Annotated in this window: 11 protein-coding genes; 4 read left to right on the forward strand and 7 right to left on the reverse strand. The window is 59.9% G+C overall.

Annotation, left to right across the window (positions count from 1 at the left end; all coding sequences use genetic code 11):
- Positions 1–233: 233 nt before the first annotated feature.
- On the reverse strand, positions 234–1610 hold the full coding sequence (locus ABIB06_RS04370; RefSeq protein ID WP_354044562.1) for an FAD-binding oxidoreductase: 1377 nt from the start codon (positions 1608–1610) through the stop codon (positions 234–236).
- A gap of 107 nt (positions 1611–1717) precedes the next feature.
- Here ABIB06_RS04370 and ABIB06_RS04375 point away from each other — a divergent pair, with 107 nt between their 5' ends.
- Both ABIB06_RS04375 and ABIB06_RS04380 read left to right on the forward strand, forming a co-directional pair.
- Entirely contained in the window at positions 1718–2173 is a 456-nt protein-coding gene (locus ABIB06_RS04375) for a LysR family transcriptional regulator (protein WP_354044563.1), read from the forward strand.
- Positions 2154–2603: a LysR substrate-binding domain-containing protein gene (locus tag ABIB06_RS04380; protein WP_354044579.1), complete on the forward strand. Its 450-nt coding sequence runs from the start codon at positions 2154–2156 to the stop codon at positions 2601–2603. Before ABIB06_RS04375 ends, ABIB06_RS04380 begins: the two co-directional genes overlap by 20 nt.
- A gap of 360 nt (positions 2604–2963) precedes the next feature.
- Here ABIB06_RS04380 and ABIB06_RS04385 read toward each other — a convergent pair whose 3' ends face one another.
- Positions 2964–6296: an AAA family ATPase gene (locus tag ABIB06_RS04385; RefSeq protein WP_354044564.1), complete on the reverse strand. Its 3333-nt coding sequence runs from the start codon at positions 6294–6296 to the stop codon at positions 2964–2966.
- 515 nt (positions 6297–6811) lie between these two features.
- On the opposite strand from ABIB06_RS04385, the gene ABIB06_RS04390 reads away from it, so the two are divergent.
- A complete protein-coding gene (locus ABIB06_RS04390; RefSeq protein WP_247348983.1) occupies positions 6812–7138 on the forward strand; it encodes a nuclear transport factor 2 family protein in 327 nt (108 codons plus the stop codon).
- 295 nt (positions 7139–7433) lie between these two features.
- Here ABIB06_RS04390 and ABIB06_RS04395 read toward each other — a convergent pair whose 3' ends face one another.
- The 4 genes from ABIB06_RS04395 to ABIB06_RS04410 all read right to left on the reverse strand — a co-directional run bounded on the left by ABIB06_RS04395 (position 7434) and on the right by ABIB06_RS04410 (position 11397).
- On the reverse strand, positions 7434–7799 hold the full coding sequence (locus ABIB06_RS04395; protein ID WP_247441796.1) for a response regulator: 366 nt from the start codon (positions 7797–7799) through the stop codon (positions 7434–7436).
- Entirely contained in the window at positions 7792–9975 is a 2184-nt protein-coding gene (locus tag ABIB06_RS04400) for a PAS domain-containing sensor histidine kinase (protein WP_354044565.1), read from the reverse strand. Before ABIB06_RS04400 ends, ABIB06_RS04395 begins: the two co-directional genes overlap by 8 nt.
- A gap of 191 nt (positions 9976–10166) precedes the next feature.
- The gene (locus tag ABIB06_RS04405) at positions 10167–10346 is read right to left on the reverse strand and encodes a hypothetical protein (protein WP_247441800.1); all 180 of its coding nucleotides are present in this window, start codon (positions 10344–10346) and stop codon (positions 10167–10169) included.
- Between the two features lie 871 nt (positions 10347–11217).
- Positions 11218–11397: a hypothetical protein gene (locus tag ABIB06_RS04410; protein WP_354044566.1), complete on the reverse strand. Its 180-nt coding sequence runs from the start codon at positions 11395–11397 to the stop codon at positions 11218–11220.
- Between the two features lie 616 nt (positions 11398–12013).
- Here ABIB06_RS04410 and ABIB06_RS04415 point away from each other — a divergent pair.
- Positions 12014–12223: a hypothetical protein gene (locus ABIB06_RS04415; protein ID WP_354044567.1), complete on the forward strand. Its 210-nt coding sequence runs from the start codon at positions 12014–12016 to the stop codon at positions 12221–12223.
- Positions 12224–12503: 280 nt separating this feature from the next.
- Here ABIB06_RS04415 and ABIB06_RS04420 read toward each other — a convergent pair.
- The coding region (locus ABIB06_RS04420; protein WP_354125569.1) for a transposase at positions 12504–12839 on the reverse strand (336 nt) is incomplete at its 5' end.

Genomic DNA, 12839 nt, shown 5'->3' on the forward strand with positions numbered 1-12839 from the left:
AGGATGCCATCTTTCCGAAACCCCGCCGTTCAGTGAGTTCATTGATGCTGGCGACCACGATCTCGTCGGCTCGCTTTAAGTCGTCCATGCGAGCGGGTCGGCACACGACAGCCATTTTCGAGTCCTCCTTCGGGATCAGCACGCCAGACCAACTATAGAACCGGGCCGCAGCGTAGCGGCCTTCCACTGACATCCTGAACCAAGATGAGAGGGACGAAATGCCCTCACCTGGATCAGGCCAGCGGCCGGATGTTCTGATTCATGCGGAAGAAATTGTTCGGATCATACTTAGCCTTGATCTGCTGCAGACGCCGGTAGTTCGGTCCATATGCGGCAGCGACGGGATCGCCCACCTCGTCATCGTCGAGATAGTTGACATACCGACCGGAGGAGAAGAAGGGTCGCATGCCTTCGTAGATTTCGCGTGCCCAGGAGATGCATTGCCTCGTATCGTCCGGCTGCATCCATTGCGCGAGCACCAGGAAGTTGTAGCCTTCTTGCCGATGCGGAAACGCCGTATCCCTTGCATCGACACGGGCCGCCGCGCCGTGGATGTGCTCGAGAAGCAGCTGCCCCATGGGTGTCGGGCAGCGCGCGAAACATTCGATCATGGTCGCAATCGCACCATCACTCAGCTCACTGAGGAAATTGGACTTCCAATAGTTGAGGGCGCCTCTGGGGTAGTTGGCATCGAGCATGCTGTTGAGCTGGCAATAGGGCATCGGCCCGATTGCGTCCAAGATCGGAGCCCCGAATTGTTTCAGCGGCTGCACGGCTCGTTCGGCTTCCGCTGCCGGACCGCAATGGCTGGTGACCAAGGCAGCTACCTCTGCGCCGGACCCGTCGGGCGCATGCGTCAGGGTTGCGAACAGCGTGTGCTCGTCCGGTAGCGATCGCGTGCTGGCCCGGAAGAATTCGAGCACGTCACGGGAGCGATCGATAGAGTAGACGATGGGGCCGCCGGTAATGATTGGCCCTACTGCATGAAGGTCGTATTCGAGACTGGTGGCAATCCCGAAGTTTCCGCCGCCGCCGCGGATGGCCCAGAACAGATCGGGTTCCTCTTGCTTGCTGACCTGCAAGACCTTGCCATCGGCGGTGACGAGTTCGACAGCGCGCAAATTATCCAATGCCAGGCCGTACTTGCCCATCAGCCAGCCGAGTCCTCCGCCGAGGGTCAATCCGGCGATACCCGTGGTCGAGACCACACCTCCGGTGACCGCGAGGCCGTGAAGTTGCGTCTCGCGATTGACATCGCCCCAAGTCGCCCCGCCCTGCGCGCGTACGGTTTTGCCGACAGCATCGACATGGACGCCCCTCATTGGGGACAGGTCGATCATTATCCCGCCGTCGATGGTCGCGCGTCCCGCGACGTTATGGCCGCCGCCACGAACCGCGACCTTGAGGCCGAGCTTGATCACAAGAGCGACGGCGTCTACGACGTCGGCCACACTGCGGCATCTGGCAATCAACGCTGGCCGTTTGTCGACCAACCCGTTGTGGACCTTTCTCGCCTCCTCGTAGCCCTCGTCCGTTGGCTTGAGCAGTTGTCCTCCGAAGGAGGCGCTAAGGTCGGCGGCGGCGCTCGCGACAGATGTGATGGACGACATGACACGGTCTCCTCAATTCAACCGGCTATATCTTCAATCGGCGGCCCTCTCGGAGCAAACCCGAAGAATTCAGGTGAAGATGAATTGGTTTCATCTAGACTAGCCGCATGCACAAGCTGCCGCCCCTGGTCGAGCTCCGCGCTTTTGAAGCTGCCGCCCGCCATCTGAGCTTCAAGAAGGCCGCGGCAGAACTCGGCGTGACGCCAACCGCGATCAGCCATCAAATCGTGCTGCTTGAGCAGTATTGTGGCCGCGCTCTGTTTCGCCGCAGACCGCGACCTCTTTCGCTCACCGATGCCGGAGCGCGGCTGTTTCCCGCCATTCGCGGCGGCCTTGAGGTGTTTGCCGCCGCAATCGCGGCCGTCAGGCGGGATACCGACCAACAGCCTCTTCGGGTGACGACAACGAATGCTTTCGCCAGCCGCTGGCTCGTGCCCCGCCTGCCCGCGTGGCGGAAGTTGCATCCCGATGTGCCGCTGGAAGTCATCGGCACGGACACCGTGCTCGATCTGCACGCCGGCGATGGCGATGTCGCCATTCGTTATGCGACTAGCCGAGTATGATCTCTTCAGCGATACATTCTGGCCCGTCTGCAATCCGCGTTTGCTTTCAACGGGACGCCTGAAGAGACCAGTCGACCTCGCAAACCACGTTCTGATTCACTCCTATTGGTCGCCGGCCGATCGTGAGCCGCCCACATGGCAGAGATGGTTTGCCGTGGCCCAGCGCAGGTGGCGCGAAGTGCCCCAATTCAAGGATATGCAGCACTTGAGTTTCCGGGAGGAACTGCACGCCATCGAGGCGGTGATCGCAGGGCAGGGAGTCGGGATTTTCAGTGATGTGCTCGTCGCAAACGAACTCGCCGCCGGTACGCTCGTGAAAGCGTTCAAGTTGAGCTTGTCTGGCTATAGTTTCCATGTGGTCAGTAGGCCAAGCCATCCGCGCGCGAAGACCATCCGAACCTTCTCAGAGTGGTTGCAGTCAAATGCTTAATCCGCTTCTTCTGCGCCTTCGAAATGTTTGCTCGGCGTCAGAATGCGAAGAACTCAGCGTGGGCAAATCTCGTCCGCTGTGCCCGGCTAAGCGGACCTCGATAAGGCGTGCGCCGACTTCGCTTCCGGGTTCATAAGCAGTCATTGCGAGTTTGGATCGGTGTTTGAATGCACCGACCCGCACTGAATGAAACGGTGCGAGCGAGAGCAAGTGCGGTGCGCGAGAACCCGGTTGTGCGTTGGACCCGGGGTAGCCTGGATGACCCACATTGGCGCGGAGTCGTGGCGGCGCCAGCGTGGACCGGCGATGCGCAGATGCGGAGGAACAAATGTGAGCCGGCGAGGAGCTGAACAAACTGCATCACTTCAACCGATCGAGGAGCGCCTTTGCGTCTTTCAGGTCCGAAGTACCTAACCCCTCGGTGAACCAATTGTAAATTGGCGCGAGAATATCGCGTGCCTTCCGTTCATGGTGTTCGGCTATTACCCGGGCTAACGCTGTGGCGGAACGGAGCTCAAAAAGTCTAGCTTCCTGCTGGCGGGCCATTTCTATGGCCTTGGCCAGGCATTCTTCTACCATGTCAGTAGGTGCGCCCTCGCACTGAAGCAACAAAGCGTCCAGCCGATCCATTTCCGCCGCGAGATAGTTTTCGCCAAAACTCGCGCAATGCGCTCGCGCGGCTGACAAATAGGACCGCGCCGCCACGGCGTGACCTTGCAGGAGAAAACTCTCCGCCAAGCAGATCTCGGCGTGGGTGGTGTGCAGGACGGCTCCGGTTTCGTACCATCGCCTCACGCCCTGTCGCAGGAGATTCAGGCCGCCCTCGAAATCGCCGAGCTGATGAATTGCCCAGCCTTTGCATCGCTCACCGAGAGCCAGCCATTGGGGCATGCGGTGCTCGCGCGCCGTCTCAATGGCTTCCGATGCGAAGCGGGCCGTTGCCGCAGGCTCGTGCTGCGACTGAGAAACGTGCGCGGCAACGCCGAGCGCCCAGGCAAGGCTGTGCGCGTTATTTTGCTGGCGCCCATGCGCTACGGCCGCCTCAATCAGCCTCATCCCGGATTCGGGGAAACCCATCAAGATTTTTACCTGCCCGCCATAGGCTCGGCAAACCATGCTTGGATGCTCGCCATAAATCGCGAATTCGCCCTCCGGAATTGTGTCGGCGATAGTCGCTCCCTGAGCAAGCGTTTCGGCGGCCTCTCGGAATTCGCCTGCAATAAGTAGCGAGTAGCCTGATGCCCGATGCGCCACGGCGAGTTTTGCCGGATTCCCGTCTTCTTCTGCCAAGCCGACCAAGTCTCTTGCCAAAGCCGCCGTCCTCGGAAGCGGCTGGCGCATAAGGCTGGAATTCCATGCGATCCGTTGCGCGGCGAAGCGACTCTGCGACTCGTCGAGCTTGTCCGAAAGTTCCTTGGCCCGAACAGCACACTCCTCCAAACGTATCGACCCAAAGCCGTGGACCGCGATCAGGGATACCGCGAGAGCAAGCATCAGACCCAGCTCACGCTCATCGCGCTGATGGCTCGGCGGCAGCTTTCCCACTAAATCGAGCGCGCATCCGAAATGACCGACCGCCTCGTGATGAGCAGATCGGTCTGCGCTGCGCGCTCCGGCGCGTCTCCAAAACTCGATCGCGAGATCGACCAGGCCTGCCTGCGAGTAGTGATGAGCTAAAGTCTCTGGCTGCGCCCCGATCGTCTCCTGGAATTCTTGTTCGAGCACCTTGGCGATACGGGCATGCAACTCCTGGCGTTGACTGCGTAGAAGAGTGCCATAAGCCGTGTCCTGCACCAGGGCATGCTTGAACAGGTAGGTCGCACGCGGCGGCGCGCCCTGCCGGAACAGCAAGCCAGCCGCAATGAGACGGTCCAACGCCGATCCCAGCTCTGGTTCGCGCTGGCGCACCACCGAAGCCAGCAGGGCGTAGGAGAACTGGCGCCCGATCGCCGCCCCGACCTGCGCCACCTCCTTGGCCGCGCCGAGCCGGTCGAGCCGCGCCATAAGCGACGCGTGCAGGCTTGCGGGGACCGCCAGCGCCGGGGGCGGAACCGCGCTGGCTGTCCGCCGCGCTTCGCCCTCGCCGTCCGACTCCATCACCGCCTTGGTCATTTCCTCCACGAAAAGGGGGATGCCGTCGGTGCGCTCGATGATATCCTGCCGGATGCTTGCCGGCAGACCCTTGTTGCCGACAAGATGCTCGATTATGGCATCGATGTCGCGCTGACCTAGCCGATTGATGGTGAGGGCGGTCACGTAAGACCGGCCGATCCAGGGTGGATTGAATTCCGGCCGAAACGTCACGCTCAGCAACACGCGCAAGGTCGGAATCTGGTCCACCACCCGACCAAGCACTTCCAGACTCGTCGGGTCGATCCAGTGCACATCCTCGAAGATCATTAGCACCGGATTCGCTCGCACTAGCGTCTCTAGTTGGGCGGCGAGTGCTTCCAGCGTTCGTTGCCGGCGTTGCTGCGGTGTCAGCTCGATCACCGGATAGCGGTCATCGTTCGCGAGCGACAGCATCTCGGCAAAGAGTGCCGCGTCCTGGGCTGACGTCGAAGTCTGCGCGAGCAGTGCGTCGAGTTTGTCGAGCTTCGCTTGCGGGGAGTCGTCGTACGCGAGTCCGGCGGCACGTTCCATCTGGTGGATGAAGGGATAGAGCGCGCTGTCGGTATGCTGTGGAGAACAGAAATAGCGCAGGCGCGTGTGCGGCTCGCCGGCAAGGCGTTCCAAAAGCGCAGCCGTGAGCCGCGATTTGCCAATGCCGGGCTCGCCCGAAAGCAACACGACTTGGCCTTCGCCGGCTTTTGTCTTCGACCAGCGCCGTAGCAGCAGTTCGAGTTCTTCTTCCCGCCCGATAAGTTCCGTCAGCCCGGTCGCGTGAAAAGCCTCGAAGCGGCTTTCAACTGAAGCCGGTCGCAGTGCCGCCCAGGCATTGGCAGGCACCGGTATGCCCTTCAGATCCTTTACTCCGAGGTCCTCAAGCTCGAATAGATTGCCGAGCAGCTTGCGGGTATTTTCGGCAATAACGACCGTGTTCGGTTCTGCAATGCCCTGCAAGCGTGCCGCATGGTTCGGCGTCTCGCCAACGATTGCCTGCTCCTGAGCAGAGCCCGACCCGATCAGGTCGCCGACCACTACTAGCCCGGTGGCAATGCCGACCCGCGTCTGCAGTACCGCCCGGGTCTTTTGATTACTTACGGCACTCACCAACTCCAGCCCCGCGCGTACCGCTCGCTCTGCGTCATCTTCGTGAGCCTGCGGGTAGCCGAAGTAGATCAGCACGCCGTCGCCCATGTACTTCGCCACGAACCCGCCGAAGCGGCTCACAGTTTCGGCGACGCAGTTCTGATATGCCGAAATTACCTCGCGCAGGTCCTCCGCGTCCATGCGGGCGGAGAGCGCCGTCGAACCCACAAGGTCCGAGAACATCACTGTGACTTGGCGGAACTCGGCGGTATCGTTCGGTTGAAGAGTTGCAGCAGTAGGCTTGGGTGTTCCGTTGTCGACGCCATCCAGTTCGGCTATCGCACGTAGCATCTTGCGGCGATGGCCGAGCAAGACCCCGAGGTCCTTAAGATCCTGATCCGTCAAATCGCGGAGCACGCTGAGCTCGACACCGTTTTCGGCAAAGCGTTCGGCGTACTCGGACATGCCGAGCTTTTTAAGCCAGTCCGCAACTTGCTGCATGGCGGCCTCGCGCGGATTGTTTGCCCGACCCAGCTTCCCGGACCGGGGCGACAGTTGGCGTGTCAATCTCGCAAACACGCGCGGCCAGTTTACCGCCCAGGATGGCCGGCATTCAATCTACCAATGGAGCCATCAGGGGCCGAAATGACAAATCGGGTCGAACTGAGAAGAACTCGGTGCGAGCACCACGTTGTCGGCTTTGCCGATGAACGCGGAAGTTTTACCTAGCCGGCGGCATGTCTCAGAAGGGCCACAGGCTGACTTCCGCGCCGACTTGACCTGGTGTCGGCTTATCTCCTGAAGGCAGACATAGCGGCTGTGTAAGTGGAGGTCGGCAACTTCACATGAGCTGAAGTTGCTGGTTCGACGGGATGAAAGCGGCACTCCCATTGCTATTGCTCAACCGAAACTCGTTGATGCCCGGAGAACTACGGACGCGGAACTCCTAAATTTGATCTTGCGTTCATCAGGCCAATCCTACATCTGCGGTCGATCACGGCATGTAGGTGAGGAATATGTCCTTCGACCCAATGGCCGCTGCGGTTGATTGGCTCGACGCCTACCGCGCTGGCGATATTGAAACGATCCTTGGAATGTATGCTGAGGATGCGACATTCCAATGCGGCTGTGGCGGCATGAACGCCATCATTGGCCGAGAGGGCCTCCACGCCTATTGGATGGACCGGGTTTGGCAATTTCCAGCCTCGGAGCTGGACAACCTGCAGCCATCGGATGATGGAGTTCTAATCTCCTACGTCGCGAGAAACGGGATCGTCAGTGTAGTCCTGACGTTTGATGCTCTCGGTCAAATCGTAACCCATAGCTGCGGTCCATCTAATTAGGACGCACAGAGTCGCTTCGGCTTAGGGCAGAACGGCTTCAGAAATGAAAGTCTTGTAAGTGATCCCGATGTCGAAACTGAAACCTTCGCTTGGGAACTTGCGGATGACGTATGCCGCTTCATTCTGTTTCACCAAGTTGCTGGAGAAGCGCGGGCGGCTTAGCGGTGACCGACGAAGAACTTGCCACGGCTATCCGCGAGAGCTTCACGCAAGTCGGTTTGTGTGGTGGTCTAATCGAAGGTAGATTTCAGATCGAATGCGTGAGCGACATACGCGGGCGCGCATAGCCGCGCTTCTACGGGAGCGCCAGAATCGTCCGCAATTGCTCCTTCAATTGATCGATGGAGAACGGCTTGCCGATTGCGGGCGCATCGCTGAACTCCTCCTCAAGCGGCGGTCCGCCATAACCGGTGCTGAACAGGAACGGAATTTTCCGGCCTCGCAAGATGCGCGCTACCGGGAAGACACGTTCACCTGCCAGGTTCACGTCAAGGAGCGCCAGATCGAACGATGCCCTTGTGGCAAGTTCGCACGCCCTTGGCACGTGGGCAGCCGAGGCGACCACCTTTAATCCCAATTCTTCGAGCATGTCTTCGATCATGAGGGCCACCAAGCCCTCATCTTCGACCAGGAGAACCCTGGCGCCGGACAGCTCAACCATTGGACGCTGCAAGCGTAATGGGAAACACGATGCGGCAGCGGGTGCCCTCCGGCTCGAACACCAAATCGAACTCCCCAGCGAGGTCATGCTCTAAGCAACGCTCCATCAGTCGCGTGCCGAAGCCACGCCGCTTAGGTGGCGAAACCAGTGGCCCGCCGCGTTCGCGCCACTCGCATTCCACCGCGCTTTGCGACAGTTTGTTGGGGCCAAGCCGCCAAGTGAAGGACACAGTCCCATCGGGCACCGAGAGTGCGCCGTACTTCGCGGCGTTGGTCAGAAGCTCGTTCAGCACCATGGTGATGCTCAGTGCGGTGCGCGCGTCCAGATCAACGTGAGGCCCTTCTGCCAAAACCCGTCCGGCTGACACCGGAGCCACGATATCGTGGACCAGCTGTCCGAAAGGTGCGTCCTGCCAGCTTCGCCTGGTGAGCAGGTCGTGCGCGCGGGCCAGCGCAAGCAACCGTCCAGTGAACGTCGGCAGGAATTCCGGCAGGTCGGCCGCGTGGCGGGCTGTCTGGTTCGCGAGCGACTGCACGGTGGCCAGAGTGTTCTTCACACGATGGTTGAGTTCGTCAATTAAGACCTTTTGGGCGTTCTCCGCGCGCTTGCGCTCGCTGATATCGACCAGCATGTTGATGGCGCCGATCAAATTGCCTGCCGCGTCACGCAGCGGCGTCGGATAAGGAATGAACGGCACGCGTCTGCCGTCCGGGCGTTCGGCCACGGCTTCGGCACCGCGAACCGGCCGGTTTTCGCGCAGCGCGACGGCCATCGGGCATTCGCTGTGTGGCAACGGCGTGCCATCGGGCCAATAGAGCTTCCAGGTCACACACCACTCGTCGCCCGGCTGCGGCGTTCTGCCCGCCATCTCGACCGCCGCCCGATTGAAGAAATTGATGCGGCCCTCGGCATCCGTCGTGTAAATGGCTGCCGGCAGCGCCTCGAGGAGATCGCGCATGCGCTGCTCGCCGTCGCGCAGGCGGTCCTCCAGCTGCTTGGTGGTGGTGACATCCTGGGCGACGCGCACGCCATAAAGGAAGCGCCCTGCCGAATCTCGCACCGACGAGCTGAAAATGTCGAGATGGCGCACGGACCCGTCAGGCCGCAGTGCGCGCTTGCGAATCGTGTAGTTGTCGATGTCGCCACGGACCTGCCGCGCGTAGAACTCAGCGTCCTCGGTCTGGTCGTCGGGATGGGTGTAGTCGAAGAAGGTCATCCGCAACAGCTCGTCGCGCGAGCGCGCAGAGATGCGGCAGAGGGAATCATTCACCCGCAAGAAGCGCCCGTTCTCGTCGGTTTCGGAGATGCCGACGCTGGCGGCCTCATAAGTTGCCGCGAGCCTGGCTTCACTGGCGTTCCGTGCCTCTTCGGCAACACGGAGTTCGGTGACATTTGTGGTGAAGCAGCGTGTGTTGACGAACTTGCCATCCACAATGCGGCTGTTCGACGTAATCAGCACATGCCTGATGGAGCCGTCACTTGCCCGCAGCCGCGCAGGAAAACGATCGAGCGGCTCGCCGCATGAAAGGCGCTGAAGGATATGGCCAATGACCGGAGCGTCGGCATGAAACTCGGCAACGTGGCGGCCGATGTACTCCTCCGGCTCGTAACCAAGCAGATCCAATTCGGCTTTATTGGCGCGAAGGATAATCCCTTCTCCGCTGACAATATGAAGACCAACCGCGCTGTTGTCGAAAAAGTCCTCCAACTCCTGCGTCTTCCGGCGGACTTCCTCCTCTACCTGCTTGCGTCCCGTGATGTCCTGGAAGCAATTGATGGCACCTTGGATGCAGCCAGAATGATCGCGCAACGCCCGGATGTTGACCAGGGCCGAGAAGCGGGAGCCATCCGGCCGGGCCATTATGACTTCGGCATTGCGCGTAGGCGTTCCCAGACGAACCGCGGCGGCCATGGGACAGTCGGCATGGGCCAGCGGAGTTCCATCGGGCAGGTAGAGCTGATGCGAACCGCAGAAGCGCTCCTTCTTGGCAGGGTCAGGTGTTCGCCCCCACGATTCCACGGCCTCGGTGTTGTAGGCGACGAGCAGTCCTTCCGCGTCACAAAGATAGACAGCGCCGGGAATGGCATCGAGCGCGGCGTGGCCGGCCGCGACCAGCGCTTCGAACTCCGTGGGCCTTTGGCGGGCGGACAGCGGGAATTCTTCGACGTTTGACATGAGGCGCTCGGCTCTCGGGGCGAGAGGCGCGACGGCCCGATACGGGCCTCGCTTATTTGAAATGAACATGGGCGGACGCCCCTGCGGTCCGCCGAATCCACCCTAACGTATGGCGCGCCATTTGGTTCCGCAGTACGGGCGGCAAGTCACCGCCACATCTGAGAAAAAGCGGCCTGCAAACTGAGGCTGCCTCAATCTACGGACGGCAATACGGCTACTCGACGGGCGCGGTCCCATACTTGTATTGCGACGCCGTCCACATATTGCTTGGCTTGGACAATGGCAGCGTCATCATCTTCGCACTCGACGATCACGGGGGGCCCCTGAATGTGGCCTTCTTTATCAAAGCGATAGAGGCGATACTGCGCCATAGCCAGCACTCATGGGCGCTACTCTGATGCACAATAATTTACCCACTGTTCCAACCAGTGCAACCAATTTTTGCAGGGCTGAATTAGGTCCGAGCTCAAATCAAAGCGAGGACTGAGTTCGGCAGGCCAGCACCGGGCGCACAAGAACAACTCGGCGACAGATCCAGAGCGGATCACGAACCGCGGCTGCGCGAACATCACCTCTTCGGGTCCCAGGCTGATTTCCACAGCAACTTGACTTGGGTCGGCTTATCTCCTGAACGCGGACATGGCGGCTCTGTAAGCGAAGGCGGCAACGGGCCAAGAGCGCAGAGCCCGCCAAGCTGAGGCGGCCTTAATTCATCCGGCCGCGGAGCTTCTGCCGTAGCTGCCGTTGACCCCGAGCATTCCCCGACTGCTAGGCGAGCTTCGGCGGTACGTCGGATTTGCTCGGCACTCTCCAGGTCAATGAGGTCGCAACAGGCCAATACCCCAGTAACCGGTGCTCGCCTCTTCCCAAGTCAGTGGAACAAAATTAACATTTGTTAGTTATGGCCGGTAGCAGGCCTCGACGCTTATGTGCAACAGATGTCTTCAACTGGATGAGAAGCTCCGGCATTTCAGGAGGATCGCCGCGCGGGTAAATGACAGACTAACGAATGACGCCCTCGACGTTCTGGCTCTGGAACATCAAACTCAGAAGCTGGCGCTCCATCCGGAAGCAGATAAGTAAGGCCGCCTCAGTTGGCGGCCTCTTTCTTTGGTCCTTCAACCCGAAGATTAAGCTTCGCGAACGTATTCTCCCGCGAGAACCTGGCCCTCCGCGTCGACATGGGCTGCACGGAATTGCACGACCGCATCTCCGGCAGAGCAGCGCCGGATTGGCAGCGCGCTATTTCTTTTCAGCAGGATCGCGTTGTTTGCCCTCGGGCTCTGGGACTTTGCCGACTTCGTCACTCTCGGGGCCGGATCCGGGTATTTTGTTTGAGATGGGATCTTGCGCGCGATACTTATCGACTAGCTGTTCTTGATGTTTTTTGTCCAGAGCAATTCCGTGACGTGTTTTTGCCATGCCGCGTCTCCGGGTTGGCAGCGAAACAGATACTGCATACGAACTCCTGAGGTTACGCATGGGTTCATACGGCGGTAGATACACTAGACCTCAATTGCCTGCAGTTACCCCGTTTTCATACAACGGCTTGATGCAATCGGATCAGCCGCACGAACCCCAAGGCCGAAGGGCACCTCGGCCGCTGCTAACTGCCGCCAAATCGTCCTCTCAGCCGTCGGCTACAACTTCCGCCGCATCCTCGCTTGGCTACAGAGAACCCTCGTCCATATTCCGGGTCCAGCTATGGCTAGCCGCTGTCCAGCCACGCTCAAATCGGCTTTCTATGAAGCGGCGGCGGTTCCGGACCGAGCGGCCTCACAATGTCAACGGGAGGCACTTAGCATCGCCATCCGCACGCGGCCCAGAATTCGGGAGTAGCGATACGGCGCTCAACGACCAAGTTGATTAGTTGCAGTAGGGCGTAAGCCGTACCGGTATCTTCTTTGAGCGCCAATTCGCCGGGGGTGGACTGCGTTAGTCTTCTTTCTGAATTGTTACCATTTCGGCAAACTTCCAGAACCGCCCGGTTGTCTAATTTTTACGGCCCTTGACTACTTTCCCGGCGGAGGAGCTAGTCATGAAGCCATCAGAGATCTACCAGGAGAACGCCGATAACTGCGCCATGCTCGCAGAAGGAGAGCCCTCCAGGGATAGCCCGGCTTACAAGCGGTACCGGCGCATGGAACAGGCGTGGCGGTCTTTGGCCGAAGAGCAGGAATGGCTGGATGGGGAAGTACCACCGGTTCGGACGGATCGCGCCGATTTATCCAAAAAGCCGCCTGGTTAAGATGGCTTTTTCTTTCGTTAGAAACTTGCGGCGTTGCCGATGTGGCCGCGGACCTGCTTATCTCCTGTTCTTTGGAGACGTCTGCGGCTGTCGATTGAAACTGGTGGACCTCACGCAATTGATGGCGGAAATTTGGGCTATCCTAAGAAACGTCCTAACAGTCTGCTGAAAAACCTTGAAATGGAGAATTTTCATTTTTCCGCCGGTCGTTTTGGGAGCGGCGCGGTAGAGTTGGATGTAATTTCTAGCTTGTTATTGAGTGTGCCCCGGCGCGGGGTGGCTATGCGGCGAGCAGTTTTGGAATTCGGATCAGGTTATAGGCGATCAGATTAAGCAGGAAGTCGGCGGCGACGCGAGCGATGCCCCGATGTTTGGTCTTGCGCATGGTGCCATGCTGCTTGCCCCATCCGAAAATGCACTCGACCATCGCCCGGCGTGATTGCGACATGCCGTATCCCGGATGCCGCGTGGTTCGTTCGTCGATCGCGCTGTTACGGTTCTTGCCGGTTTTGGTGATGGCCTGGTTCTGTGTCACATGCGGCGTCACGCCGATGGCGCGAAGATTGGCGACATGATCGGCCGTATCGTACGCCTTGTCCTCACCAGCCGTGATGCG

This window comes from Bradyrhizobium sp. LB8.2, assembly GCF_040548035.1.
GTDB lineage: Bacteria > Pseudomonadota > Alphaproteobacteria > Rhizobiales > Xanthobacteraceae > Bradyrhizobium.